We start from the raw sequence: 25,585 nt of genomic DNA, 5'->3' as shown, positions 1-25,585 counted from the left end.
AGGGGATTCCCGATGCAGCGGGCAAGGGCAAGGGCGCGGGGCGCAGGCCCGCCAGGTTTATCCCCTATTCCGGCACCCATTCGTAGCGATAGGCATCGCCATCCGCCTTCACGCGGCCTGCGCTGGTCTTGCGGAAATGCGCGGGGAAGCACAGCAGGTCTTCCTCGGCCGCCTTTGCCATCACCCGCTGCCGCGTGGCGCTGGCCTGGCGTGCATCGGCGTCAAACGCGAAGGGCAGATCATAGCGGATCATCTGCAAGGGGTGGTGAATTACATCGCCCCAGAAAATCGCCGCCTCGCCGCCTGCCTGCGCGTGCACGGTGCAGCAGCCGGGCGAATGGCCAAAGGCAGGCTCCAGCCACACACCGTCGCCAATTTCGCGGTGGGCGACATGATCCTCGTCCACCAGAATGCCTTGCCCCGCCTCCATCACCGGCGCGATGGAATCGCGGAAGGCCTCGTAATGCAGCGCCTCGCCTTCGGGGTTCTCCACGAAATAGGCGTAATCGCGCTTCCCGAACAGGTAACGCGCATTGGGGAAAGTGGGCACCCATTTGCCCCCGTCCAGCCGCGTGTTCCAGCCGACATGGTCGAAATGCAGATGGGTGCACATCACCAGATCGATATCTTCCGGCGCAAAGCCTGCGCGGCGCAAATTGCCGAGGTAATCGGTATGGAGCTGGTGCACTTCGGGCAGGGAGCGGTCCTTGTGATTGCCGCAGCACGTGTCGATCAGGATGGTCTGGCCGCCCACCTCGATCACGAAACTGTGCACGCCAAAGGTCATGCGGCTGCTTTCGGGATCGTCGGTCAATTCGTCATCGCCGGGGTCGTACCAGCGTTTCAGCCGCGCCAGATCGGCGGCGGTCACCCCCGGCAACTGCACCAGCAGCGGCGTGGGCGAATCCATTTCGTGCACCTTGTGGACGGTTATCCGCCCCAGTTTGATTGGCTGCATCTGTCTCTCCCGCCGGTGATCCTAGTGCGCGGCACACGCCTGCGCTAGGGTGCGCGGCGATGAAGATCGTGCTGAGCCGCAAGGGTTTTGATTCCACCGCTGGCGGCGGGCCTTCGCCGATTGTGGGGGGCGTGCCCATCAGTCTGCCGATCCCGGCGGGAAGGGGGAGGCCGGGCACATCCTATGCCGCGCTGGGCATGGCAGACCACGCGCTTCGCGCCAGCCGGGGCCGCGTGACGGGCGATGATCTGGCGCATCACGACCCGCTGTTCACCGCTGACGGGCGCTGCGCGCTGGGCCAATGCGGCGCGGCGCAGGCGCATCTGGAAAAGCGGGGTGTGGGGCCGGGCGATCTGTTCCTGTTTTTCGGCCTGTTCCGTGCCGAAGGCGCTGCACCCCATCACCGCATTTTCGGATGGATGTTTGTCGAGGATGTGGTGCGCGTGGGCGATCCGGCCATGGCCAGTCTGGCGGCGCTGAACCATCCGCACGCTTTGGCCGCGCATGGCAGCAATGACGCCATCTGGCGCGGGCCGGGTGGGCGGGCGCGCACAGCGCATCCCGAACTGCAACTCTCCGCCAGCGACAGCCGCCCCAGCCTGTGGCGCGTGCCCGAATGGATCGCGCGGGCGGGCCTCACCTATCATCCCCCCGGCCCCCGCTGGCAGGGCGAGGGCCTGCTGCAAAGCGCCGCGCGCGGGCAGGAATTCGTGGGCGATGCTGGCGATGATGCAGCTGCGCACGCCTGGGCGCATCGGATGCTGGCGCTGATGGCCTAGCCTGCGTCCATTGCGGGCGCGTTGAGCGCGTTGATCGCCTCCACCACCAGCGCTTCGGCCTCCTCGCGCGGCAGACCTGCGGGGATCGGTTGGCCGATGCGGTAGGTAATCGTGCCCGGCACTTTCCACCGCCGGTGATAGAGCGGCCCGCTGTTCACCGCCACCGGCACCACCGGCACGCCCAGCATCTTGTAGAGCGCGGCAAAGCCCGATTTCAGCGGCGGGCGTGTGCCGTGCGGAACGCGCGTGCCTTCGGGGAACAGCACCATGGGGCGCCCTTCCGCTATCCGCTCGCGCGCCTGTTTCAGCATCTTGCGCAAGGTCTTCGCGCCCTCGTCGCGCGCCACTTCGATCCCGCCATAAACCTCTGCCGCACGGCCCCAGCCGGGGATGGCGAACAGCTCCTTCTTGCCGAAGGGTGCGGGGAAATCGAACAGATGCGGCATATCGATCGCTTCGAAAAAGCTTTCGTGCTTCATCACATAGAGCGCCGCGCCTTCCACCATTTCGCCTTCGACCACTACACGGATGCCCAGCAGCCGCTCGGCACAGACGCGGTGCCAGGTGCCCCACGCATCGCACGCCCGGCGCAGCCGCGCGCGGTTGCCCAGATTCAGCACGGCCTTCAGCACGAAAAAGACCGATCCGCCATAAAACGCGATGTAGAACAGGATGTTGCGGATGATCAGCACGCAGGCACTTTCCAAACAGGGGTTCAGATGATGGCCAGAAACCAGGCGGCCAGGAACTTGTGATATTCGCGGAACAGGGTGACGAAGCTGGGCCGTGTGGGCACTCCGTCACGCAGCACGGTCACGCCCTTTGGCAGGCGTTCGCCCAGCTCGATCGCGGCGCGGCGCATATGCCAGTCGGCGGTCACCAGCCGCAGCGAGGCGACTTCGCGGGCCGCCACCCATTCGGCAGCTTCGCGCGCATTGCCGCGCGTGTCGAGCGCGGAGAAGCCCAGCGTGATGCAGCAATCCATCAGCGCCGGTTCCACCCGGTATTCGGCCATGAATTCGGCCGGGCGCACATCGGGATCGACACCGGTGACGAGCATTTGCGGGGATGCGCCCTGCCGCAGCAGGGCAATGCCGCGCTCGATCCGCCCGCCGCTGCCGGTGGGCACCACAATTGCCGCCGTGCGCTCATCCCCCGCAGGGCTGGGCAGTGCCACGCCGAACCAGACGAAACCCAGCGCCCACAGCAGCGCGGCAAAGGCCAGAATGCGCCCGATCACAGGCTGCGCCTCAAGGCGGCGAGCACGGTCAGCCGTGCGGTCAGCATGGCCAGCGCCACACCTGCCAGCGGGACGCAGGCGATCAGCACCCAATCGACGGGGCCAAGGCCGCCGCCTGCGACCAGACCCGATCCCAAGCCTGCAAATTGCTGGCCCAGCAGCAGGATCGCGCCCAGCGCCAGCACCAGGCCCGCCGCTCCGCCCGCCATGGCATCAAGGCCAATCGCGCGCTGAAAGATGGCGGCAATCTGGCTGTCGGTGCCGCCCAGGTGATGGATCACCTCGATCGTGTCGCGATTGGTGCCCAGCGCGCTGCGCGCCGCCAGCCACACGGCCGCCGCGCTGGTGGCCGCCAGCAGCAGGACAAGGCCCAGCGCCAGATATTGCAGCGAGGTGATCGCGCCAAAGACCGGCCGGAGCCATTCGGCCTGCGCATCCACGCGCGCGGCGGGCGCTTGCGTAGCCAGCGTGCTGCGCAGATCCGTCAACCGCGCCTCGGTCACCGCGCCGCGCAGCCGCACATCGATGAGGGCCGGCGTGGGGATTGCCCCCGCGCTGCCGCCTGCCCCCGCGCCGCCGAGCCATGGCTCGATCAGCTTTGCCAGTTCCTCCTCGCTCACGCGGCGCACGCTCGCCACATCGTCACGCGCGGACAGGATGGCGATGGCGGTTTCGGCCTGCCGGTCACGCTCGGCCCTATTGGCCTCGACCACCTGCACCGTCAGCCCGCCCGCGATCTCGCTGCGCGCCTGCTCCGCCAGATTCGCCAGCGCGAGCCCGCCTGCCAGTGCGATCACGGTAAGCGATGTCATGATCGCAATCACCCAGGGCATTGGCCCGGCCAGCCGCGCCTGCGGCAATATGCGCGCCGCATCCCCGCCCAGCCTGTCTGCATGGCGGCGCCAGCTCATGCCTCGAAACTCCCCCGGCGTGGCGGATAGCGCAGCGCGCCGGTGGGATCGGACAGCCGGCCCTTGTCCAGCCGCATGATGAGCGAATCGGGCACCTTGCGCAGCAAATGCACATCGTGCGTCGCCACCACCACCGTGGTGCCGAGCCGGTTGAGCGAATCGAAAAGGCGCAGCAATTTCAGCGCCATGTCGGGATCGACATTGCCGGTCGGCTCGTCCGCCACCAGCAATTGCGGACGCGTGATCACGGCGCGGGCAATCGCCACGCGCTGTTGCTCCCCGCCCGAAAGCGTTTCGGGCCGCGCTTCGGCGCGGTGATCGAGGCCCACCCATTCGAGCATATCGGCCACGGGCTTGCGCACGGCTGCTTCGTCCATGCCCGCAATGCGCAGCGGCAGTGCAACATTGTCGAAGGCGGAAAGGTGCGGCACCAGCCGGAAATCCTGAAACACCGTGCCGATGCGGCGGCGAAAGGCGGGCAGGCGCGCGCGCGGCAGGGTGATCACATCCTGCCCGAACATCCGGATCATGCCCCGCCCCGGCCTTTGCGCCAGATAGAGCAGCTTCAGCAGGCTGGTTTTCCCTGCCCCGCTGGCCCCGGTGAGGAAATAGAAGCTGCCCGGAAACAGCGTGAAGGACACATCGCTCAGCACTTCACGATCCGCGCCGTAACGCAGCCCGACATTGTCGAACTGGACAATGCCCGCCTCGCCCGCGGTCATGCGCGGGTGGTCCGGGAAGGGGGCATGGCGGCAGGCAATGGCATCTCGGCGGGCTATAGCCGGTGTTCGATGTGGAAAAAAGCCACGGCAGGCCGCAACAAAATTGCTCCACAGCTTGTTGCACCCGTCCCCTCTCTCTAGGGTCATGCGTCACGATGCAAATCCAGTGTCCCGCCTGCGCCACACGCTATTTCGTCCCCGACAGCGCCATCGGGCGCGATGGGCGCCGGGTGCGCTGCGCGAAATGCCGGCACAACTGGTTTCAGGAAGGGCCGCCTGCGCCCGGCGAAGGGCAGGATTTGCCCCCCGTCCCGCCAGCCGATGCCGTGCCTGCGCAGGGGCGCGAAGCAGCTGCGCCCGTTTCGCCGCCGCCCCCGCCTCCTCCGCCCCCTCCGCCGCCCCCACCTCCGGCACGCGTCGCGCCCGATCCCGATCTGCCGCCCGCACCCCCGATGATGGAGCGTATCCGCCCGGCAGAGCCGCAATTGCCCGATGCCTCGCCCTTTGATGCCGGGCCGCCGTTCCGCCCCCGGCGCAACTGGTTGAAGATCTGGACATGGGCGGCCGGCATCTTTGCGCTGTTTGCCGCCGGCATCATCTTCGCGGTCAGCTATTGGGGATTGCCCGATTGGGTGCCGGTGACACGGCCCGATTTTGCCGTCGCCCAGCCGGACTTGCAGCTCGATTTCCCGATCGACCAGCAGGAAAAGCGCGAAATGCCCGGCGGGCAGGAATATTTCGCCATCAATGGCACGATCACCAATGTCGGCAGCACCACGCGCCGCGTGCCATCCATTCTGGTGATCCTGCGCGATGCGCGTGAACGCAAGGTGTTCGAGCGCGAGATCGTGCCCGAAAAGACCACGCTGGCGCCGGGCGAGAGCGTGAATGTCACCCGCGCCGTGCTCGACGTGCCGCTTTCGGCGCGCTTCGCCGAGATTGGCTGGAAGGCGCAGTAATCGACCCGTTGGGTCAGGCGCGGCAAAAAGAGCAATCAGCGCGCTTGCAGCACCCCCGACCCTTTGCTAATGGCGCGCTCCTACCTGCCGGGGCCGTGCCATGTGCCGCCCTTGCGATGTGCGGTCGTGGCGGAACTGGTAGACGCGCAACGTTGAGGTCGTTGTGGGCGAAAGCCCGTGGAAGTTCGAGTCTTCTCGACCGCACCAAAACCAGCCGTATCGGGGCGGAATTATCCATACACTGGGTCTGCCTCTCCACCGACCGGCCTATGCTGTCTTTCGACCTAGGCCATCCGGCCAAGGCCGGATGCGCAATTGCCGCAGGCGTGGCGGATCGGCTTATCCGTGGTGCTTTGCCATGGAGCCAGATTGATGCCTGCTTTGCGCCGCCGTTTCCTGTCCTATTTCCTGTCCGTTCCGCTGGCGCTTGCCGCCGCTGCCGCGCCGCAACAGGCGATGGCGAGTGACGAGGCATTCGAATTCTGGCTCAACCCGTCCATCGGCGCTGATCTGGACAGCAATACCGGGGTGGAACTGGAAACCGCCCAGCGCTTGCGTTCGGCAAGTAGCGGGCGGCCCGACACCTATTTTTTCCGCCTGTGGGTGAACCGGGATCTGGCTGACAATGTCACCTTGTCCGGCGCAGTGGAGCAGCGCTTCAACAACGGCGATGATGACGAACGGCGGCTGATCCAGCAACTGTCCACCCGCCATGGCATCCTGCGCACCCGGCTGCGGCTGGAACAGCGGTTCGAGGAAGGGCAGGGCGGGCGCATGGGGCTGCGCCTGCGGCCGCGTCTGGGCGCGAATGTGCCGCTGGATGAAGCGGGCGATTGGTCGCTGAAGGGTGATGCGGAACTGTTCTGGACGTTGCGCTCCACCGCGCCCGGTGGCAGCACGGGCATCACCGGCCTGCGCACGCAGCTAGGTTTTGCCCATGATGTCAGCGACACTCTCTCGCTCAGCCTCATCTATCTGCGGCAGCAGGATTTCCGCGCCGGGAGGCCCGACCGCATCGGCCATGCGCCGCTTATCGGCATTGAATTCGCCTTGTAGGCCGGCAAGCATATCTGGCTGGGCGAAAGCCGCGTCACCGGTTAAGGGCGCGCTACCGGCTACAGCTTGAGGGGGTAAGGGGTGGACCAGATTGCCACATCGCTGATGTCGCCGCCCGTGCTGTTTTTCGTGCTGGGCGCATTGGCTGCGGCGGCAAAATCCGATCTGGCGGTGCCCGAAACCATCGCCAAGGGTATGTCGCTCTATCTGATGGCGGCCATTGGCCTGAAAGGCGGGGTGGAGGTATCGCGCGCGGGCGTGGACGGGCAGTTGGGGCTTGCCTTGCTGGCGGGTCTTGGCCTCAGTTTTGCGATCCCCTTTCTGGTGGCCCCCATTCTGCGCCGGCTTGGCCGACTGGACCGGGTGAATGCGGGCGCGGTAGCGGCGCATTACGGATCGGTCAGCGTGGTGACATTCGTGACCGCCAACCAGATCTATGCCGGCTCCGGCTTTCTGGCGGCGGGCTTCATGGTGGCGGTGCTGGCGGCGATGGAAACGCCCGCGATCCTGTCGGGCCTGGTCATCGCGCGGCGCGAGGCGGGCGGCCGCCTGTTCGAGCCGCGCCTGCTGCACGAAGTGGCGTTCAACGGATCGGTGGTGCTGCTGCTGGGCAGTTTCGCCATCGGGATGCTGCTGGGCGAGGACGGCTATCAGCCGATCCTGCCGCTGTTCACCACCGGCTTTACCGGCGTGCTCTGCCTGTTCCTGCTCGATATGGGGCTGCTCGCCATGCGCCGCCTGATGCAGACCCGTGCGCTGACGGTGCGGCTGGCCATGCTGGGCGTGGCGTTTCCGCTGGTTAATGGCACGCTGGGCGTATTGGCGGGTGTACTGGTGGGGCTGGATGCGCCCTCGGTCGCGGTGCTCGGCGTGCTGGCGGCCAGCGCCTCCTATATCGCGGTGCCCGCGGCCATGCGCCTGTCCTTGCCGCAGGCCGATGCAGGCTTGTATCTGGCGATGTCGCTGGGCGTTACATTTCCCTTCAACATCGTGCTGGGCATCCCGCTGTTCCGCTGGTTGGCCGAAACCCTTACCCCCATGCTGGGAGCCGCGTGATGACCGAGATGACCCGCCGCGAACGGATCGAAGTGCTGGTGGATGCGCCGCTGGTGCGCAAGCTGGCGGAACTGGCGCAGGAAGCGGGTATCACCGGCCATACGCTGTGGCGCGTAACGGGCGGATCGGGCACGGGCGGGGCCTGGAGCGAAGATCTGCTGTCGGGCGCGACGGCCAAATGCCTTTTCCTGGTGATTGCGAATGAAGAGCGGGCCGAAACATTCATGGCCGCGCTTGAGCCGCTGCTCGACAGCCATCAGTTGATCGTGATGCGTTCGGCGGTCGATGTGGTGCGCGCGGCCCGTTTCTAGACTGCCCGTTTGGGATCAGCCGGCCTTCTTCTCTTTCACCGGGAAAGGCGGGATCGGCTGGAGCACGCCGAATTCCTCGGTCAGCGGGGGATGGCCCAGTTCGGGCCAGTCTATCGCCTCATCGGGCATGGCGGTATCGGGCAGGCGATCCAGCAGATTGCGGATCAGCGTCAGCCGCCCCAGCTTCTGATCGTTGAAATCAACGATTGTCCACGGCGCAAACGGCGTGTGGCTGGCGGCCAGCATCTCCTCGCGTGCGGCGGTATATTCGGCATAGAGCGTGCGCGCCTTCGCATCAATGGGCGAGAGTTTCCAGCGTTTGAGCGGATCGGCTACACGCTCGGCAAAGCGCTTCTCCTGCTCCGCCTGGTCGCAGGACAGCCAGTATTTGAACAGACGGATGCCGCTGTCCACCAGCAGCTTTTCGAATACCGGCACGTCGCGCAGAAATTGCGCCACCTGCTCAGGCGTGGCGAAACCCATCACCTTTTCCACGCCCGCGCGGTTGTACCAGCTGCGGTCGAACAGCACGATTTCCCCCGCGGCGGGCAGATGCGGGACATAGCGCTGGAAATACCACTGCGCCGCCTCGGTCTCGCTGGGCTTGGGCAGGGCGACCACGCGGCTCTGGCGCGGATTGAGCCGTTCGCGCAAGGCATGGATCACCCCGCTCTTGCCTGAGGTGTCGCGCCCTTCGAGGATGACGAGGATCTTCTCACCCTTCGCCTTGGCCCAATGCGCCATTGCCACAAGTTCGAGCTGCAGCGGCTCCAGCGCCTCTTCGTAATCGCCATTTTTCATGGCCCGCAATGTTTCACCCTGCGCCCTATCGGGCAAGTGCCAATTGCCCGCACCAGTCGCTGCGGCGGCCCTGCCATTCCTCGGCCAGCCCTTCGTTCACCAGAATCGCGCCAAGGCTTATCCCGCCGCGCCGGACAATCCGCAGCTGGCGGCCATAGCGGTCGGTTGCGCGGCCTTGCGCCTCCAGCGAGAACGGCCCTTCATTGAGCAGTGCCACCAGCCTGTCGCGCGCGGCGCGGCCCCGCTCGGCCTCTGCCGGGCAGGCGGGTTGGCTGATTTCGGGCGTGTTGATGTCGGAAAGGCGGATCTTGTCGCCGCGATACCAGATGGTGTCGCCATCGACCACGCAGGTGATCCGCGCCGCGGTGGTGCAGGGGGCAAAGATGGCGGTCTCCGCATCCTCGGCAGTGGCAGGCTGGGAAAAGGTCGCCAGCAGAAGGAAGGGAAGCGCGGCAAGAGCAAGGCGATGCACTGTCATGCACGGGACGCTGGCCGCCGCCGCCCGTGCCGCCCATCCGCAAGACTACCGGTCCGCAACCACCCTTAACGCACCGCTATGCAGCGCGGCGCAAAGCCATTATGGCGCAGGCCATGGACAAATCGAGCGATCCCCAGATGCTGGCCAAGGCGCAAACGCTGATCGAGGCCCTGCCCTATTTCCAGCGCTATGCCGGGCGCAGTTTCGTGGTGAAATATGGCGGCCATGCCATGGGCGATCCCGAAGCGGCGCAGGACTTTGCCGAGGATATCGTGCTGCTCAAAGCGGTCGGCATCAACCCCGTGGTGGTGCATGGCGGCGGCCCGCAGATCGGTGCGATGCTGAAGAAGCTGGGCGTCGAATCGCAATTCGTCGACGGCCTGCGCGTGACCGACAAGGCCACGGCGGAAGTGGCTGAAATGGTGCTGTCGGGCGCGATCAACAAGGAACTGGTCGGCTGGGTGAACGCTGCCGGGGGCAAGGCCATTGGCCTGTCGGGCAAGGATGCGCGCATGGTCACCGCCACCAAGGTGGCGCGCACGGTGAAAGACCCGGAAAGCAATATCGAACAGGCGGTGGATCTGGGCTTTGTGGGGGAGCCGACTTCGGTCGATACATCCGTGCTCAACACGATCAGCGCGGCCGGCATGATCCCCATCGTCGCCCCGATTGCCAGCGGCGAGGACGGGCAGACCTACAACATCAACGCCGACACGATGGCCGGCGCGATTGCGGCGGCGCTGGGCGCGGCGCGCTTGTTCCTGCTGACCGATGTGGCGGGCGTGCTCGACAAGCAGGGCCAGCTTCTGACCAACCTCAGGCCCGCCGATATTGCCGCCTTGCGCGAAGATGGCACGATCCGCGGCGGGATGATCCCCAAGCTGGAAACCTGCGTCCACGCGGTGGAAGGCGGGTGCGAGGCGGCGGTGGTGCTGGACGGCCGCGTGCCGCACGCCATGCTGCTGGAGTTTTTCACCAGCCAGGGCGCGGGCACGCTCGTGTCGGCGTAAGTCTGCGCAAGCTGCCCGGCGTATTACCCGGTTGATACACTCCCGCAAATTCGGCTAGAACCGCGGCTGTGGGGACAATGACGAACGAAAGGCTTTAACCGCGTGCTGCTCATCACCCTGTCCCAGATCATCGGCTATCTGATTTCCATCGTCATCGTTCTGGTGATCGCGCAATTCGTGCTCAGCCTGCTGATCAGCTTCAACGTGGTCAATATGCAGAACGATTTCGTCGCCGCCATCTGGCGCGCGGTGAATGCGCTGCTGGATCCGATCCTGAACCCGGTGCGCAAGATCATGCCCAATACCGGCGCGATCGATTTTTCGCCGCTGGTGCTGATTATCGGCCTCAACATCCTGGATATCGTGGTGCGCAACCTCGCTTATTCAGCGATGTGACAGCCGCGATGGGCCAGCGGATACACCCTATGGCCACGCGCAATGTCCCCCTCCTCGCCGCAGGCTGCGCCCTGCTCGCCCTGTCTGCCTGTGCCAGCAGCCGCGACCGCCCGCCGCAATCGCGCGTGCCGGGTGGAGAGGCCGCGCAGGCCATGCTGGAACGCGCGCCCGTGCGCCGTCCGGCGCTGGGTCAGCGGGGGGAGCCGGGGATTGTCGCCACGGCCGACCGGGCCTTTGCCCGCGCCGCGCAGGAGGTCGGTCTGTGGAGCGCGTACCGCAGCTTTGCCACCAGCGATGCCGTGCTGCATCTGCCCGATGGCGTGACCGCCGCCGCGCCGTGGCTGGCGGGCCGCGCCGATCCGGCAGCGGCGCCGCAATGGTCGCCCACGGCGGTGTGGAGCAGCTGCGACGGCTCGCTGGCGGTCAGCTTCGGCCGCTATGCCGACCCGGATGGCACGGTGGGCAGCTATGCCGCCATCTGGGCGCGGCAGGATCTGGGCCGCAATGCGCGCGATGCCATGCCCAGCGATGCCTATCGCTTCACCTACAAGCTGCGCGGGCCGGATAATCCGCAGCCCCCGCCGCCCGCGCCGCGCGTGGATGCGGCAATGGCGGGCCCGGATGCCATCGTGGTCGCCGCCATCGGCGTGATCGACGGCAAGGTTGCCGATTGCGCGCGCGGGGCGGTGCCTGCCGCGCCCGGTATTGACGCAGGCGGCACCACCGGCCCGCTCACCACATCGGATGATCGCACGCTGCAGTGGCATTGGGTGCAGGATACCGATGGCACGCGCCGCCTGCTGGTCGATTACTACCGCGAAGGGCGCTGGCAGCGTGCGCTCGATTTCGTGATGCCGCCGGGTGGTGCAAGGCGCTAAGCGCGCTGCTAAGGGAGGGCGATGATCGAACTCTTCCTCTCCGCATTCGTCACGCTGTTCGTGGTGATCGATCCGCCCGGCTGCGCGCCGATCTATGCCGGCCTCACCGCCAATGCCACGCCCGCCGCGCGCCGATCCATGGCGGTGCGCGCCTGCCTGATCGCGGGGCTGATCCTGCTGGGTTTTGCCCTGTTCGGCGCGGACCTTCTGGCGGCGATGCATATCGAAATTGACGCGTTCCGCATTGCGGGCGGCATCATGCTGTTCCTGATCGCGCTCGACATGGTGTTTGAAAAGCGCACCCAGCGGCGCGAAGACCGCGCGGAGAAGGTGAAGGACGACCCGTTGCACGAGGATGTGGCCGTGTTCCCCATGGCCATGCCGATGTTGGCGGGGCCGGGGGCGATTGCCTCGATCATGCTACTGGAAGGCAGCGCGACCGGCCTTGAAGGCACGCTGGTGGTGCTGGCCGCGCTTGCCGCGGTGCTGCTGCTTACTTTGCTCGCACTGATCGCAGCCAGCCCGCTGATGAAGCTGTTCGGGGCAAAGGTGGAGGCGGTTATCACCCGCCTGCTCGGTGTGCTGTTGGCGGCGCTGGCGGCGCAATATGTAATCGACGGAGTGCGGAACTCTTTTTTATGACCTCAGGCGCCAGCGCGGGCATCTGCCCGCTCGGCTATCCTCGCTGCCGGGCAGGCAAGCTGCCCTTCGCTGCGGGCGGCCGTTCGGCCTTGCGGGCCTGCGGACCGCGTGGCTCACGATAAGGCAGGTTGCCGTTGCGGCGACCAGCCGCAGCCAGAGGGCGACCGCCCGCCCACAGGTGTCCCGCATCCCGGCCTTGTGCCGGGGGGAGGGATCAGCACCGAGGACGAAGGCGCGGATGCGCCTTCGCTACTGCAGCGTCACCCGCACTTCATCGGGATCGCCGCGGCCGAAGAATTCCATGAGCTGGATCATCAGCTCGCAGCGCTGTTTCAATGTGGGGGCTTCGAGCAGGGCCTGCTTGGCCGCTGCATCAAACGGGGCGATCTGGCTCATCCCGTTGATGAGCGAGGTGTCATCCAGTCGCGCGACTGAATCCCAATCAACCGAATAACCCTGGGCGTCGGCAAATTTCATCGCCTCGGCTTCGAATGCGGCGCGTTCGCCAAGGCTCAGCGTTTCATGCAGCGGGTCGGCCAGAAATTCGGCCTCGACCTGGCGGAAGGGCGTTGCCACGTCCAGCTCACGCAGGATGCGGAAGCGCGCCTCGCCATGCAGCACGATATTGTAGCGGCCATCCTCGCTCGCTTCGACATCCTCGATCTTGCCTACGCAGCCGATCTGATACAGCGGCGCGCCTTCGCGCATGTCTTGCGGCTGGATCATGCCGATCAGCCGGTCGCGCGCCAGCGCCTCGCCCACCATGGCGCGGTAACGCGGCTCGAAGATATGCAGCGGCAATTGCAGCCCGGGAAACAGCAGCGCGCCCGTCAGCGGGAAAATCGGGATGCGTTTCGGCTTCATCCGAACAGCAGCAGCGACAGGCGGCGGCGCTGGCTGGCAACCCAGGGATCCTCCAGCCCGACCGCTTCGAACATCTTGAGCAGGCGCGCCTTGGCCGCACCCTCGTTCCACGCAGGCTCGCGGCGGATCATGTCGAGCAGCGTATCGGCTGCCTCGTCGCGCGACCCGGCGGCAAAGGCGGCTTCGGCAAAGGCCAGCTGCGCGTCCATATCGGTGGGCCGTTCGGCGGCGGCGGCACGCAAGGCCTGCAATTCGCTGTCGTCCACCTGATTGGCAGCCAGTTCCAGCGCGACCTTCACCTGGGCAAGAGCGGGATCGGACTGCAATTCGGGCGGCAGCGCATCGAATGCGGCCTGCGCTTCCTCCGCCTCGCCATTGGCCAGCAGCGCGCGAACAAACCCGCTCGCCGCCTCGGCACTGTCGGGGGCCATCTGGGCGATCTGCGCGAAGATACCTGCCGCCCGCGCCGCATCGCCTTCGGCCAGCACCGCTTCACCCATGCCGACAAGCTGCGCAATGTCCGCCGCGCCATCATCGGTGCGTGCCGCCGCCGGCTGCACCGGAATCTGCGCCAGGATCTGGTCAAGCGCACCTTTCAGCTGGCTTTCGCTGCGCGCGGGCGTCAGATCGGCCACGGGCTGGCCCTGAAACATGGCATAGACGGTGGGGATGGAGCGGACCTGGAACTGGCTGGCGATGAAGCCTTCCTCGTCCACATTGATCTTGGCCAGCACCACGCCCTTGTCGGCATATTCGGCGCAGACCTTTTCCAGCACCGGCGTCAGCGCCTTGCACGGCCCGCACCATTCGGCCCAGAAATCCACGATGACGAGTTGCGTCATGCTGGGTTCCACCACCTGGGTGCGGAAACGGTCGACGGCTTTCTGTTCGTCGAGGCTGAGGCCCATGCTTGCCAAGTGGCTGCTCCTGCTTGCTGGCATTGTGTGATTGCTTTGTGCCACCCCTATGTGGCGCATTATAGGCATTTGTGAAGGGCGAAGGTGGCGCACGCTGGCAATGCGTTTTGCCTCTTGCGCGAGTCAGGAGCCGGTGTTAGTGGCGCGCCTCCCACCCGGACGCCGCTTCGGGTAGCGCCAGTGAGCGGGCGTAGCTCAGGGGTAGAGCACAACCTTGCCAAGGTTGGGGTCGAGGGTTCGAATCCCTTCGCCCGCTCCAGTTTTCTCCAAGAAAATCAATTGTTTGAACCTCGCGAAGCTCGCGAGGCGCTGGTGACAACGGGCGAGTTCCTAACGATTGTCACCACATTGTCACCGGGCTAGATACGGCTGGGGACAACTCAGGCGTGCTCACTTCTCATCCAGATGGACAATTACGCGTCCGGCGGTTGGATTAGGCCATTCATGCGGGAGTACCAGTGCAGTGATCTGCCCGCTCCTGCACAGAACCAACCACTCGTTTAGCCGCTGATCCCTGGGCTCGAAGCCTGTCCTCCTTCAATCAACCCGTGAAGGGTCCGCTACGCATGCGCGTGCGGCCGCAGCTTTGCTGCGGTGATTGCGTCCAGTCTCCGGCCTGTGGGGCGACTGTCGAGCGGGTTGGTCCCGCTCCTCGACAGGAGCCGCATCATGCCACTTGCAACTGCACAATCGCTTGGCTGGAACCTCTCCCGGACGTTGATGACGGTCATCGTCCTCATCAAGACCGGCCAAGGATATTTCGTAATCCCCGCCGATGAATTCGATGGCGACCCCGAACAGGTCGTTCGTGAATATGACCCATTCGCCCGTTGACCTTAGGCAGAAGCGGACTTTTCGAACCAACTTCCGTCGTGCTAAACTCGCAATGCAGATTGCGCTGAGGTGGTGGTGGCGAGCGCGTCCAGACAGGGGACGCTTATGACCATTTTCCTCATCCTTGGGGCCGCTGCAGGCTTTTACATGCTATGGCTGCTTTTCCGGCTCGCCAGCCTCGCCCTGCCAGTATGCGTCGCGATCGGCACCGGCTTTGCCCTACTCCGCCACGAATTCGGCTATCCGGCAGCAATCCTCGCTGCCTTTGGCGCTGGCATCGCCACGCTGCTCATCGGCCAACTTCTGGTCGTTTTTACCCGATCTCCGTTGCTCAGGCTGGGGATCGCGCTGCTTTTTGCTGTGCCTGCTGCTTTCGCCGGATATCAGGCCGCGCACAGCCTTGGTTCATTGGCAACGAACAGCAGCTCTGTGTTGGCAATTCTCGGTTCGATTGCAGCGTTCGCCACATCCGCTTCAGCCTGGCGAAGTGTGATGGGTGGCAGCGATCATAAAAGCGCAAACTCAGCAGACGACCGGTCGATGAGCAGCAATCCTCATCCGGCCCGGACGATCATCAGCGAATAGGGGGCAAGGCTGTGCTGGCTGAGAGCGTTCGTTACAACGCCACGGGATTTGGCTGGCTTCAACGCCGTCTGAACCGGAAGCCTTACCACGGTGAAACTGCGATCTACGCCAAGGATGCCATTTCCTGCAGGATCGCACCAGTACGGCCTCTTTCGACACGCGCCTATGTCAGCAAGACGCTTCGCTTGGCATACTTGCCGCAACGGTGCGTTTCGGACTTTCTTCCCCCGGCGTGCCGCCGTTCCTCGCGAGGCAAGAAAGACCGATCACCCCGTCCTTCGCTGACGCTACGGGCTGGCGCTGCAGCGTCTGCCACTGACTGACCTTCATCCGCGCATCGAGGCCGCACTGGAGCGGTCCGACTAACGGAAAAAGGAAATACCCATGGCAAAGATCGGCAACTTCAAGAAGGTTTCGGGAGAGCTCCGGGGCCAGATCGCCACTCTTGCACTTCAGGCCAAATCGGTTCGTATCGTCGCAGAGGAAAGCACCAGCCCCAACGCTCCGAGCCACCGCGTCCTCGTCGGCGATATCGAGATGGGCGCCGCATGGGAAAAGCGTACCCAAGATGACCGGCCCTACCTCTCGGTCAAACTTGATGATCCGAGCTTTGTTGCCCCAATCTTCGCCCAGCTTTTCGAAGCCGAAGACGGTAGCCACGATCTGGTCTGGAACCGTCCTGCCCGACGCAGCGATAGCTGAACCGCGAAGTCATCGCCCGGGTAACACCGGGCGATGACGAATCCCTAGTATATTGGGTGGCAGTATATTAGGCTTCCGCCGACCCACGAGGCATGAAGCTTCGGGAGATTTTTGCGACGAATTTAAGGCGAATGCGTCACGCCAGTGGGCTTTCGCAGGAGGAATTGGCGCATCGTGCCGGAATCAACCGCAACTATGTTGGCCTTCTTGAACGCGCGGCCAATTCGCCGACGCTCGACACCATCGAACGACTCGCAGAAGAACTTGGAGTCGCCCCGGCCCGCTTCTTTGATGACCAAGCGGATCATTGACCGGAAGTCGCCTCCACTCCACCGAACCAGCAACGCAAATTTACAATTTCTCAACCGCAGCAAGCAGATGCTGGTGCCTGCTCCTGCGCGGCGTGACATGGGATGGTCCGGGCGTTATGCGGAAAGATGCATAACGCTCTCGCGATTTAGGGAGAAGGATGACCTGCTTCTCCGCTCGCCTTGCGATGAGGCAGCCATTAAACTGGCAGAGCGCCAAGGAGGGACCTATGTCGGCTCCTGATTTTGAAGATCAACCACCGTTGATGGACCGGCTGAGTGCTTATGACGAGGGCCACCTGGTGACATATCTGCGCCTTCTCGACGCTGAGAAAGACGGCGCATCATGGGAAGAAGCCGCGGCGATCATCTTTGCAATCGACCCCGCCAAAGAGCCCGAGCGCGCCAAGCTGGTTCACGACAGCCACCTTGCTCGTGCCAAATGGATGACGCAGACCGGCTACCGTCATTTGCTGGACCCGCGCGCGAACTAAACTCCGGAGCTTCCACCGTTCTGGCGCAATCGATTGTGCCTGCCTCGCAGATAGCGCGCCACAGACTCGAGCACTTCTCGGACCTTGCCGGTAGCATGATCGTCCGACTCCAAAAAACCTCACAGGAGAGCTGTGATGGAGGAGAAGCCCGACTGGCGTTCGGAGAGTTACGCCAAAGCCTTTGAAGCACACGACCGTGCGGACTTCGCGCAGGAATTCCTGCGCCGCAATCCTGATTATCGCGAACAATATGCTCGTGCCATCGACGCAGCGCCGATAGCGCGCAAACGTCTGGCCAAGCACTGGGGGTTGGTCTTTCGCGGCCGACCCTGAACATACCGCCACGCAAAGCCCCGCCATCTGGGACCCCGCCGCATCCGCTACAATCATCCGGCTGCAACCGGATCCAGCCATGACCGGCAGCTTCAATAAGCTTACCGCTGGCAAAGGTGCGACGGTCATCGCCAGCCATATCGCCGATCAAGCGTCACATCTGGTGCTGACATCGAGCAGACGACGCTATCGGCTGACTATCCCAACAGGAGCATCCGATACTGACCCGCTCACCTATATGCTGCCTGCGGACACCTTTTGGGAACTGCGCAGGACCGCAATGTAGGCTTTTCATGAACATATTCATCTTGGTCGGCTGCGTCAGCGACCAGTTTCCCTCGACCCGGGGCCGTCCGAACGCTGGCGTTTGGTGCAATGGTTGAGGCTGCTTGATGCATTGCATGAAGGTGTCAGCGCACGCGAACTCGCAGTTGACCTGATTGCCCGCGATGCGCGCCACTACTCCGCAGCTGAATGGGATGGCTCAAGCGAGCGCAAGCGGATTGGCCGCTGGCACCGCCACGCGCTCGCAGTCCGCGACGGCGGCTACCGTCGCTTGTTGAACGCCATCTGATCGGGACATTCCAGACAGCGCGATATGTCCGTTCACCCAATTCCCTGAAAATCCGATCACTCGCCTCCTGCTCGCCGGTCCAACCCCGTGTGTCCGGCACTTCACAGGAGGATCGTCATGGATGGAGAATTTGTACCCGTCGTTCCGCGCTACGTCCGAACGCCAGACGCAGCCGTTCACCTTGGGCTTTCCGCTCGAACGCTGGAGAAACATCGGTGCTACGGCACAGGCCCAGCCTTTCACAAGCTGGGGCGCCGTATCGTCTATGCCATCGCTGACCTGGACGCCTGGGCACAGAATGGACGCCGCAACTCGACGTCGGACCCTGGAAAAGGCATCTGTCTGTCCGCCCGGCCGGTACGCCGCTGATGCAAGCTTTCGGCACCGCAGCGCAGCTTGAGCTGTTCCGCTCCGCCCCAGGCGAGATCGCAGCGCGGGACGCGCAAGATCTCATGGCGTGGCCATTCTTCAGTCTCGCCAAATCAAAGCGCTGCACACCTATCGATTTTACAATGGGCGCGACGTGGATTTCAGTCGAGGCCGTGCTGGAGCATGGCATGGCAACCATCTGGGACGCCGACATCCTGATCTGGGCGGCTAGCCAGCTCGTCGAGGCCCGCGATGCAGGAAGACCCACGTCGCGCCTCATTGCGGCTCGACCGCACGAAATCTTGACCTTCATCGGGCGCGGGACTGGCAAGGACCATTATGAGCGGCTGCGCGCGGCGCTTGATCGGCTGCAATCCACCACCGTTGCAACGTCAATCCGGCAACAGCACCAACGCCGCCGCCACCGTTTCTCTTGGATCAACGAATGGCGGGAAACACTGGACGACCATGGCCGGGCGACCGGCATCGAGATGATCCTGCCAGACTGGTTCTATGCAGGCGTGCTCGACAGAGGGCTGATTCTGACCATCGACCGGGCCTATTTCAGCCTGACTGGCGGCGTCGAGCGCTGGCTTTACCGGATTGTGCGCAAGCATGGCGGCCATCAGCGCGGTGGCTGGAGCTTCGACGTTCCGCACCTGCATCTCAAATCAGGCGCGCTCTCGCCGCTCAAGCAATTCGCGTTCGAGCTGCGCACGATCGTCCGGCAGCAGTCGCTTCCGGGCTACCATTTGAGCCTCGAGCACAGCTTCGGCCGCGAGCGGCTGATTTTCAAACCCATCCCCGTCGACTCGTTCGTCGCTGCGGCCCGGCGCGTTGGCTTGCCTGTGGAGAAGTTGCCATGACGCTCGGCCTATCGAAAACCGCCAGACTCGGCCCATCGGAAACCCGATCCTCGGCCTATCGGAAACCCGATTGTGCCGGAAACCCGCAGAAATCTGTGGCAAATCGGCTGCTCTCTAACGATGCTAATAGAAAAGAATCCTTCGGATTCTTGCTAACGGCTAGGCCGCCTGTGGAAAAAGCTGGCGCAGCGCCGACGCTTCCAGGCCTCGGGATCGGCGCTTTGCGCTCGGGGTCGGGACGGCAATCATGAGCAGTCCGGCATTGCAACGGTCTGCCGCCAGACCGCAACCACGCAGCGCATTGACCGAGGTCGAACTGACCTGGATCGAGAAGCGTTACGAGCAATGGATCCGCTTCGGCCGCATGGCGACGGATCGGATCATCAACCGCCGCACACGCATCGTCGGCTTCCGTCCTGGGACAACCTTCGCGTTTGTGCGCTGGTTGTCGAACGACTTCGGAACGGTTCACTCCAGCATCGACATCGTCACCGCCGTCAAACCCGGCGAGCCTTACACGACGCTGCCATTCGTGCGCCCGGGCGGTGAAATCCTGTTGCATATCGAAGGCTGGCCCAGGGTCGCACAAGTGCTCCAGGCCATTGATGCCGTAGAAGCTGCCGGGGTCGATCCGTGCGACGCATCACCCGATCATTGGCGCCATGTCTGCAACCGCTTAAGCGCCGGAATGCCGGCTCGCGCCTATACGGATGAGCGCCACGCAGCCTGGCTTCGGCGCAAGGCGCTCGAAGCGTGAGCCGCCGTCCGTATCTGCGCGCGACGATGCTATCGGCATGCCTGTTCAGCGCCGGATTTGCCGCCGTCGCTGTGCTGTCACCGCGACCGCAGTTGATGTGGAACGCGAGCGCCAGCGCGCCCATCGGTCTCTACCGGATCGATAGCGATGCGCCTGTGACGCTCGGCCAGCTCGTCGCTGTCGCGCCGAGCGCCGAGCTTGCCCGATTTCTCGATCGCCGCCGCTATCTGCCGTCCGGCGTGCCGCTTATGAAGCATGTCGCGGCTTTGCCGGGACAGCAGGTCTGCCGCGTCGGTGCAGTCATCACGATCGATGGGCGGCCAATGACTGTGGCCAAATTGCAGGACCGCATGGGTCGCGCGCTGCCTGTCTGGCGCGGCTGCCATCTGATCGGTGCCGGTGAAATCTTCCTCCTCAATCCTGCCCCCGACAGTCTCGACGGGCGCTATTTCGGGGTGCTCCCGGCAGCAGGCCTGATCGGCACCGCGCGCCCGGTCCTCACACGCAATGCACCCGGAGAGCCGCTGCGCTGGCATGTGCCAGACAGACCCACCTCTTCCCCGACGACCAACCAGGAGATCAAGCCATGATGATCGGCGACTTTCAATCCACGCAGGACGGCTTTGCTGGCCGCATCAGGACGCTCATGCTTGATGCTGCTGTGACACTTGTTCCAGCGCCTGCAAACGACAGCGAGAATGCGCCCGACTGGCGCGTTCTGCTTGGCGATGCGGACACCGGCATCGAAATCGGTGCGGGATGGAATCGCACCGGCGAGCGCGCCGGCGCCTATGTCGCGGTGCAGATCGATGACCCGGCTTTTGTCCAGCCTTTGCGCGCCAATCTACTGCGCTCGATGAGTAGGCATGACGAGCATCACCTGCTCTGGTCACGTCCGACACATCGTGATCGGAGATCGCCATGGATCGTCGTTCGCGCTCCGCGAGCAGGCGGCGTCCATTGCGGATCGCATATCGTCTGCACCGCTATCTGCTCCTTCCCGGTCTGTGCCTCGCACTTGGTGTCAGTTCAGTGGCCACACTGCAGGCAGCGTCTGCTACCGGGCCAGACCAGTTCGCGGCCCATCCTTATGCACCGCATGTCGCGGAAGCCTCCCAGCGCTTTGGGATACCCGAACTCTGGATCTGGGCGGTCATGCGGGCTGAAAGCCGGGGCAATTCACGCGCGGTTTCGCCAGCAGGAGCGATGGGCCTGATGCAGATCATGCCAGGCACCTGGGCGATGCTCACCGAGCGCCACCGGCTTGGCTCTGATCCGTTCGATGTCCGCGCCAATATTCTCGGCGGAACGGCCTATCTGCGCGCCATGTGGGACCGATACGGCGACGTCAGCCTGATGCTGGCGGCCTACAATGCCGGGCCGGGCCGGGCGGATGATTATGCAAATGGCCGGCGACGGCTACCCGCAGAGACAGTCAGCTATGTTGCTCAGATCACTCCAAGTCTTGGCATAGCCAGCACTGCGGCCCCTGCTGCAAATCCGGCACCAGCTATGCAATCTTGGCGTCACGCGGCGCTGTTTGCAGCGCGTGACGATGGCGACGCAGAAGTCATGACCGATGCAACTGCCGTGCAGCCGGAGCGCGCGATCAGTGCACCACCACCGGCTTCTCCGCAGCCCAACGAACCGGCTCCCCACCCCCTGTTTATCCCGCTTTCGCCGCGGATCCCGTGATGGTGTTCTCAGTCGCAGTTCTGACGATCACGGCGATGTGCGGGCTAGTTCCGGCGGTTTGGCAGGCATGGGAGAGACAGACCAGTTTTGGAGGGCAAGATAAAAGGACTGCCAGCAGGCTGGCCCTATGTGGTTGGTATGATTGGCAAAATTCGTATGGCAAGAAAGCATGTCGGCCATACACTCATTTGAATTCGGCATTGTTTTCAACGCAAAACAGTATGGCACGCCGCCCATGAGCGCCGATGACAATGAATTTCGCGTCCGGCCGGGAAGGGGGAGGAACAGCGGCAAGGGCGCGGGCCAAAGAGGCCAGAAGCTGGCGGCACAGGTACGCCGTGCTGCAGCACGGTCAGGCCAAACGCGCCTACGCAGAAGTGGGTCGCGAACTGGCCGAAGCTCTGGCAGAGCGGGTCGAGGTCGGCTTGCGCTTGCCGCTATGCGACACCGCTCGCCGGGTCAGCGGCGCGTTACTGTCCTAGCCCGTATCGTCCGGCACAAAGGCGCGCAATATCGCGCCGCGCCGCTCGCTCGCCATATCTCCTATCTCGAACGCGACGGGGTGACCCGCGACGGGCGCGATGCATTCATGTTCGATGCCCGCAGCGACGCGGGTGATCGCGATGTCTTTGCCAAGCGGTGCGAGGATGACCGGCACCACTTCCGCTTCATCGTCAGTCCCGAAGATGCTGGCGACATGCAGGACCTGCGAGACTTCACCCGCGAGTTGATGACCGACATGGCCAAGGATCTCGGCACCAAGCTGGACTGGGTGGCGGTCGACCATTGGAACACCGACAATCCGCACATTCATATCCTAGTGCGCGGTGTGGCTGATGACGGCACCGACCTGATCATCGACCGCGGCTACATCAGTGACGGCCTGCGCCGCCGCGCCGAGGAGCGCGTAACGCTTGAACTTGGACCACGCAGTGAACTGGATATCCGCACGGCGCTTGAACGCGAAGTCGATGCCGAACGGTGGACTGGTCTTGACCGCCAGCTCGTACAACTCGGCGAGGACATGGCGGGCCGTGTCGACCTTCGCCCTGGCAGCGATGGCGAACCCGGCATGCGCCGTCTGCTCATCGGCCGTGCCGCTAAGCTGGAACAGCTAGGCCTTGCGTCCCGCGACGGTCCTGCAGTTTGGACCCTTGATCCCGGTGCCGAGCGCGCCTTGCGCGATCTTTCGGTCCGCAACGACATCATCAAGACCTTGCACCGCGCCATGACCCGGGACGGCGGACGCTTCGATCCATCTGCCCTGGCGCTGCACTCAAAGACGCCCAGCGACCCTATCGTCGGGCGTCTCGTCGAGCGCGGCCTCCAGGATGAACTGGCAGGCAGCGCCTATGCCATCGTCGATGGCACCGATGGCCGCACGCATCACTTACGCTTCGACGACATGGACATGACCGGCGATGCGAGACCGGGATCAATCGTCGAGCTCAGATCATGGGAGGACGCCAAAGGCCAGACCCGGCTCTCACTTGCAACGCGGTCGGACGTCGCCCTTACAGACCAGATCACATCGCCAGGCGCAACATGGCTCGATCACCAACTGGTCGCGCGCGAACCGGTAACAACAGGCGATGGCTTCGGGCTCGAAGTGCGCGACGCGATGGAAGCGCGCGCGCAGCATCTTGAGGCGCAGGGCCTCGCGCGGCGGCAGGGGCAAAGACTGATCCTCGCGCAAGATCTGATCAGCACACTTCGGATCGAGGAGCTTGCGTCGACTGCGCAAGCGATCGCCGCGCGGACCGGGCTTGAGCACAAATCATCGGCGACCGGCGACTACGTCAGCGGCATCTACCGCGAGCGCGTGGCACTGTCGTCCGGTCGGTTCGCCATGATCGATGACGGCATGAGCTTCCAGCTCGTGCCGTGGCGACCAGCGCTCGACAAACATCTGGGGCAACACATCACAGGCACCATGTCGCCCGGCGGAACGGTCGATTGGAGCTTGGGTCGCGGGCGGGGGATCGGCCTGTGACGCACCATTCCCTACAGGACCAAAGCCCATGAATGACAAGATCCTCTGGGGCCAGATACTGGCCGTGTTCGCGATTATCCTGTTCACCATCTGGAGCGCCACCCAGTGGACCGCCGCCGCACTAGGCTATCAGTCGGAGCTGGGAGAGCCGTTGTTCTGGATCGGCGCTTCCCCCATCTATCCGCCTCCGGCTTTCTTCTGGTGGTGGTTCGCATTCGATGCCTATGCGCCCTCAATCTTCGTGCACGGCGCATTCATTGCCGTCTCGGGCGGCTTCCTGTCCTTCATCGTCGCCATCGCCATGTCCATCTGGCGCGCACGTGAACGCCGCAAGGCAGAAACATTCGGCTCTGCCCGCTGGGCCAATGCAGGTGAGATCCGCAAGGCCGGCATGCTCGGCGATGCCGGCGTAATCCTTGGCCGGTTCGGCGGATCGTATCTGCGCCACGATGGCCCTGAACATGTCCTCTGCTTCGCGCCCACACGGTCGGGTAAAGGTGTCGGTCTGGTCGTTCCAACGCTGCTGACCTGGCCGGGATCGGCGATCATTCACGACATCAAGGGCGAGAACTGGCAGCTCACGGCAGGCTTCCGCGCTCGCCATGGCCGGGTCCTGCTGTTTGATCCGACCAATCCCGCTTCCGCAGCCTACAATCCTCTGCTCGAGGTCCGGCGCGGCGAATGGGAAGTGCGCGATGTACAGAATGTCGCCGACGTGCTGGTGGATCCTGAAGGCAGCCTCGAGAAGCGCAACCACTGGGAAAAGACCAGCCACGCTTTGCTTGTCGGCGCGATCCTTCACGTGCTCTACGCCGAGAAGGACAAGTCGCTCGCCGGGGTCGCAGCGTTCCTTTCCGATCCGCGCTGCGGGATCGAAACGACGCTGCACCGGATGAAAGCTACCCGGCATCTTGGAGGCAAAGGTGTCCACCCCGTCGTAGCCGCAGCGGCGCAGGAACTGCTCAACAAGTCGGACAATGAGCGGTCCGGCGTCCTGTCGACCGCAATGTCGTTCCTTGGCCTCTTCCGCGATCCGGTCGTGGCAAAGGTCACCAGTGCATCTCACTGGCGCATCGCAGACCTTATGGCAGGGCAGCATCCAACCTCGCTGTATCTTGTCATTCCGCCAGGCGACATCAGCCGGACCAAGCCGCTGATCCGGCTTATCCTCAACCAGATCGGCCGCCGCCTGACCGAAGACCTCAATCCCGGCAATCGTCCGCAGCGCCTGCTTCTTATGCTCGACGAGTTTCCGGCCCTCGGACGGCTCGACTTCTTCGAAAGCGCGCTGGCCTTCATGGCGGGCTACAAGATCAAGGCGTTCCTGATCGCGCAGTCATTGAACCAGATCGAGAAGGCCTACGGCCAGAACAATGCCATTCTCGACAACTGTCACGTCCGGGTCAGTTTTGCGACCAATGACGAGCGGACCGCCAAGCGTATATCCGACGCCCTTGGAACCGCGACAGAAATGCGCGCCATGAAAAACTATGCAGGGCACCGACTTTCACCTTGGCTAGGGCACCTCATGGTGTCGCGCTCGGAGACGGCGCGGGCCTTGCTTACGCCCGGCGAAGTCATGCAACTGCCGCCCGATGATGAAATCATCATGGCCGCCGGGCTCCCACCAATCCGCGCGCGCAAGGCCCGCTATTTCCTAGACCCGCGATTCACCATGCGTGTGCTCGATCCCCCGAAGCCAGTACATGCCAACATCGGGAAAGCTGCTTCAGATGATTGGTCTGGCCTTGAGCCCATCCAAGCCGAACAGCTTCTCCAGGTTCCCAAGGCCAGTGGACCGTCTACGGTGACTGAGACTTTGACACCCGCCACATCCAGAGCCTCAGTCAAGAAGCGCAACACGAGATTGAAGGCCGATAGTCAGGCCGAGGCCAGCGGCATCCGTCAAGAACCTGGCCTGCCCGAGCATGAGAATATCGCGCCAGAGCCGGATCGTCCCTTCAACCCGTTCGATCCCGACGCCGACTCATCCCCGGACGAGACGGTGCAGAACCGGCAGGCCATTGACCGGGCCATGCGGCGCAATGCCCGCAATGCCTCGCTCGATCCGGATGATGGGATCGATCTGTGAAGAAG

Annotated in this window: 33 protein-coding genes, 2 tRNA genes and 1 pseudogene; 27 read left to right on the top strand and 9 right to left on the bottom strand. The window is 64.1% G+C overall.

Translation table 11 applies throughout. From position 1 onward, the window contains the following. Nucleotides 1-64: 64 nt before the first annotated feature. Nucleotides 65-958, bottom strand: a complete 894-nt coding sequence (locus WFP44_RS10950; RefSeq protein ID WP_336926598.1) for an MBL fold metallo-hydrolase — start codon at nt 956-958, stop codon at nt 65-67. Nucleotides 959-1,017: 59 nt separating this feature from the next. Between WFP44_RS10950 and WFP44_RS10945 the strand changes: the two genes are divergently transcribed. Beyond that, complete coding sequence (locus WFP44_RS10945; RefSeq protein WP_336926597.1) at nt 1,018-1,737, top strand: Nmad3 family putative nucleotide modification protein; 720 nt, start codon at nt 1,018-1,020, stop codon at nt 1,735-1,737. Here WFP44_RS10945 and WFP44_RS10940 read toward each other — a convergent pair. Genes WFP44_RS10940 through ftsE form a run of 4 tightly spaced genes read right to left on the bottom strand, consistent with a single transcriptional unit; the run spans nt 1,734 to nt 4,610 of the window. Then, entirely contained in the window at nt 1,734-2,429 is a 696-nt protein-coding gene (locus WFP44_RS10940; RefSeq protein ID WP_336926596.1) for a lysophospholipid acyltransferase family protein, read from the bottom strand. The genes WFP44_RS10945 and WFP44_RS10940 overlap by 4 nt on opposite strands. Nucleotides 2,430-2,452: 23 nt before the next feature. Beyond that, nucleotides 2,453-2,977: a YdcF family protein gene (locus WFP44_RS10935; protein WP_336926595.1), complete on the bottom strand. Its 525-nt coding sequence runs from the start codon at nt 2,975-2,977 to the stop codon at nt 2,453-2,455. Beyond that, a complete protein-coding gene (locus WFP44_RS10930; protein ID WP_336926594.1) occupies nt 2,974-3,888 on the bottom strand; it encodes a cell division protein FtsX in 915 nt (304 codons plus the stop codon). The genes WFP44_RS10935 and WFP44_RS10930 overlap by 4 nt, the downstream gene beginning before the upstream one ends. Continuing rightward, nucleotides 3,885-4,610, bottom strand: coding sequence for a cell division ATP-binding protein FtsE (ftsE, locus tag WFP44_RS10925; protein ID WP_336926593.1), 726 nt, complete (start codon nt 4,608-4,610; stop codon nt 3,885-3,887). The genes WFP44_RS10930 and ftsE overlap by 4 nt, the downstream gene beginning before the upstream one ends. 155 nt (nt 4,611-4,765) lie before the next feature. Between ftsE and WFP44_RS10920 the strand changes: the two genes are divergently transcribed. The 5 genes from WFP44_RS10920 (at nt 4,766) to WFP44_RS10900 (ending at nt 7,992) form a co-directional block, all read left to right on the top strand. Then, the gene (locus tag WFP44_RS10920; protein WP_336926592.1) at nt 4,766-5,569 is read left to right on the top strand and encodes an MJ0042-type zinc finger domain-containing protein; all 804 of its coding nucleotides are present in this window, start codon (nt 4,766-4,768) and stop codon (nt 5,567-5,569) included. 120 nt (nt 5,570-5,689) lie between these two features. After that, a tRNA-Leu gene (locus WFP44_RS10915) sits at nt 5,690-5,776 on the top strand. 165 nt (nt 5,777-5,941) lie between these two features. Then, nucleotides 5,942-6,625 (top strand): DUF2490 domain-containing protein, encoded by a 684-nt coding sequence (locus tag WFP44_RS10910; protein WP_336926591.1) that lies wholly within the window; start codon nt 5,942-5,944, stop codon nt 6,623-6,625. Nucleotides 6,626-6,706: 81 nt separating this feature from the next. Continuing rightward, entirely contained in the window at nt 6,707-7,681 is a 975-nt protein-coding gene (locus WFP44_RS10905; protein WP_336926590.1) for a sodium-dependent bicarbonate transport family permease, read from the top strand. Continuing rightward, nucleotides 7,681-7,992 carry a P-II family nitrogen regulator gene (locus WFP44_RS10900; RefSeq protein ID WP_336926589.1) on the top strand — a complete coding sequence of 104 codons (312 nt, stop codon included), beginning with the start codon at nt 7,681-7,683 and terminating at the stop codon, nt 7,990-7,992. Before WFP44_RS10905 ends, WFP44_RS10900 begins: the two co-directional genes overlap by 1 nt. A gap of 15 nt (nt 7,993-8,007) precedes the next feature. On the opposite strand, the gene ppk2 is transcribed toward WFP44_RS10900, so the two are convergent. Both ppk2 and WFP44_RS10890 read right to left on the bottom strand, forming a co-directional pair. Further along, complete coding sequence (gene ppk2 / locus WFP44_RS10895; protein ID WP_336926588.1) at nt 8,008-8,793, bottom strand: polyphosphate kinase 2; 786 nt, start codon at nt 8,791-8,793, stop codon at nt 8,008-8,010. Nucleotides 8,794-8,818: 25 nt separating this feature from the next. After that, entirely contained in the window at nt 8,819-9,271 is a 453-nt protein-coding gene (locus WFP44_RS10890) for a thermonuclease family protein (protein ID WP_336926587.1), read from the bottom strand. Between the two features lie 101 nt (nt 9,272-9,372). Here WFP44_RS10890 and argB point away from each other — a divergent pair, with 101 nt between their 5' ends. From argB to WFP44_RS10870, 4 genes are all read left to right on the top strand, one after another. Next, the gene (argB, locus tag WFP44_RS10885; protein WP_377923077.1) at nt 9,373-10,281 is read left to right on the top strand and encodes an acetylglutamate kinase; all 909 of its coding nucleotides are present in this window, start codon (nt 9,373-9,375) and stop codon (nt 10,279-10,281) included. Between the two features lie 102 nt (nt 10,282-10,383). After that, a complete protein-coding gene (locus WFP44_RS10880) occupies nt 10,384-10,677 on the top strand; it encodes a YggT family protein (protein WP_336926586.1) in 294 nt (97 codons plus the stop codon). Nucleotides 10,678-10,706: 29 nt separating this feature from the next. Next, on the top strand, nt 10,707-11,555 hold the full coding sequence (locus WFP44_RS10875) for a hypothetical protein (protein WP_336926585.1): 849 nt from the start codon (nt 10,707-10,709) through the stop codon (nt 11,553-11,555). Nucleotides 11,556-11,576: 21 nt separating this feature from the next. Beyond that, nucleotides 11,577-12,197, top strand: a complete 621-nt coding sequence (locus WFP44_RS10870) for a MarC family protein (protein WP_336926584.1) — start codon at nt 11,577-11,579, stop codon at nt 12,195-12,197. A 249-nt stretch (nt 12,198-12,446) separates the two neighbouring features. On the opposite strand, the gene WFP44_RS10865 is transcribed toward WFP44_RS10870, so the two are convergent. Both WFP44_RS10865 and WFP44_RS10860 read right to left on the bottom strand, forming a co-directional pair. Further along, nucleotides 12,447-13,061 (bottom strand): LON peptidase substrate-binding domain-containing protein, encoded by a 615-nt coding sequence (locus WFP44_RS10865; RefSeq protein WP_336926583.1) that lies wholly within the window; start codon nt 13,059-13,061, stop codon nt 12,447-12,449. Beyond that, complete coding sequence (locus tag WFP44_RS10860) at nt 13,058-13,969, bottom strand: tetratricopeptide repeat protein (RefSeq protein ID WP_336926709.1); 912 nt, start codon at nt 13,967-13,969, stop codon at nt 13,058-13,060. Before WFP44_RS10860 ends, WFP44_RS10865 begins: the two co-directional genes overlap by 4 nt. Before the next feature lie 193 nt (nt 13,970-14,162). Between WFP44_RS10860 and WFP44_RS10855 the strand changes: the two genes are divergently transcribed. From WFP44_RS10855 to WFP44_RS10775, 17 genes and pseudogenes are all read left to right on the top strand, one after another. After that, nucleotides 14,163-14,237, top strand: a tRNA-Gly gene (locus WFP44_RS10855). Nucleotides 14,238-14,647: 410 nt separating this feature from the next. Beyond that, nucleotides 14,648-14,812, top strand: a complete 165-nt coding sequence (locus WFP44_RS10850; RefSeq protein ID WP_167398546.1) for a hypothetical protein — start codon at nt 14,648-14,650, stop codon at nt 14,810-14,812. 105 nt (nt 14,813-14,917) lie between these two features. Then, nucleotides 14,918-15,397, top strand: a complete 480-nt coding sequence (locus tag WFP44_RS10845) for a hypothetical protein (protein ID WP_336926582.1) — start codon at nt 14,918-14,920, stop codon at nt 15,395-15,397. 384 nt (nt 15,398-15,781) lie between these two features. Beyond that, complete coding sequence (locus WFP44_RS10840) at nt 15,782-16,099, top strand: DUF736 domain-containing protein (protein WP_336926581.1); 318 nt, start codon at nt 15,782-15,784, stop codon at nt 16,097-16,099. Between the two features lie 92 nt (nt 16,100-16,191). Then, nucleotides 16,192-16,410 carry a helix-turn-helix domain-containing protein gene (locus WFP44_RS10835; RefSeq protein WP_110299384.1) on the top strand — a complete coding sequence of 73 codons (219 nt, stop codon included), beginning with the start codon at nt 16,192-16,194 and terminating at the stop codon, nt 16,408-16,410. Nucleotides 16,411-16,637: 227 nt separating this feature from the next. Further along, nucleotides 16,638-16,901, top strand: coding sequence for a DNA -binding domain-containing protein (locus WFP44_RS10830; RefSeq protein WP_336926580.1), 264 nt, complete (start codon nt 16,638-16,640; stop codon nt 16,899-16,901). A 135-nt stretch (nt 16,902-17,036) separates the two neighbouring features. After that, on the top strand, nt 17,037-17,234 hold the full coding sequence (locus WFP44_RS10825; RefSeq protein ID WP_336926579.1) for a transcriptional regulator domain-containing protein: 198 nt from the start codon (nt 17,037-17,039) through the stop codon (nt 17,232-17,234). A 79-nt stretch (nt 17,235-17,313) separates the two neighbouring features. Next, a complete protein-coding gene (locus WFP44_RS10820; protein ID WP_336926578.1) occupies nt 17,314-17,520 on the top strand; it encodes a hypothetical protein in 207 nt (68 codons plus the stop codon). Between the two features lie 15 nt (nt 17,521-17,535). Next, on the top strand, nt 17,536-17,808 hold the full coding sequence (locus tag WFP44_RS10815; protein WP_336926708.1) for a DNA -binding domain-containing protein: 273 nt from the start codon (nt 17,536-17,538) through the stop codon (nt 17,806-17,808). Between the two features lie 117 nt (nt 17,809-17,925). Continuing rightward, nucleotides 17,926-18,177, top strand: coding sequence for a helix-turn-helix transcriptional regulator (locus WFP44_RS10810; protein WP_081097054.1), 252 nt, complete (start codon nt 17,926-17,928; stop codon nt 18,175-18,177). Continuing rightward, nucleotides 18,177-19,043 (top strand): replication initiator protein A, encoded by an 867-nt coding sequence (locus WFP44_RS10805; protein ID WP_336926577.1) that lies wholly within the window; start codon nt 18,177-18,179, stop codon nt 19,041-19,043. Before WFP44_RS10810 ends, WFP44_RS10805 begins: the two co-directional genes overlap by 1 nt. 247 nt (nt 19,044-19,290) lie before the next feature. Further along, nucleotides 19,291-19,800: a DUF2840 domain-containing protein gene (locus WFP44_RS10800; RefSeq protein ID WP_336926576.1), complete on the top strand. Its 510-nt coding sequence runs from the start codon at nt 19,291-19,293 to the stop codon at nt 19,798-19,800. Beyond that, entirely contained in the window at nt 19,797-20,390 is a 594-nt protein-coding gene (locus WFP44_RS10795) for a S26 family signal peptidase (protein WP_336926575.1), read from the top strand. The genes WFP44_RS10800 and WFP44_RS10795 overlap by 4 nt, the downstream gene beginning before the upstream one ends. After that, nucleotides 20,387-20,716 (top strand): annotated as a pseudogene (locus WFP44_RS10790) (DUF736 domain-containing protein); the annotation flags it as partial. The gene WFP44_RS10795 and the pseudogene WFP44_RS10790, both read left to right, overlap by 4 nt. 5 nt (nt 20,717-20,721) lie before the next feature. Continuing rightward, complete coding sequence (locus WFP44_RS10785) at nt 20,722-21,495, top strand: lytic transglycosylase domain-containing protein (RefSeq protein ID WP_377923076.1); 774 nt, start codon at nt 20,722-20,724, stop codon at nt 21,493-21,495. A gap of 235 nt (nt 21,496-21,730) precedes the next feature. Continuing rightward, nucleotides 21,731-23,488 carry a relaxase/mobilization nuclease domain-containing protein gene (locus WFP44_RS10780; RefSeq protein ID WP_336926707.1) on the top strand — a complete coding sequence of 586 codons (1,758 nt, stop codon included), beginning with the start codon at nt 21,731-21,733 and terminating at the stop codon, nt 23,486-23,488. 28 nt (nt 23,489-23,516) lie between these two features. Then, on the top strand, nt 23,517-25,580 hold the full coding sequence (locus WFP44_RS10775) for a conjugal transfer protein TraG (RefSeq protein ID WP_336926573.1): 2,064 nt from the start codon (nt 23,517-23,519) through the stop codon (nt 25,578-25,580). Nucleotides 25,581-25,585: the final 5 nt, after the last annotated feature.

This window comes from Alteraurantiacibacter palmitatis (assembly GCF_037154115.1).
Classification (GTDB): domain Bacteria; phylum Pseudomonadota; class Alphaproteobacteria; order Sphingomonadales; family Sphingomonadaceae; genus Alteraurantiacibacter; species Alteraurantiacibacter palmitatis.
The sequence above is the reverse complement of the archived record's forward strand: the minus strand, read 5'-3'. Positions and strand labels throughout refer to the sequence as shown.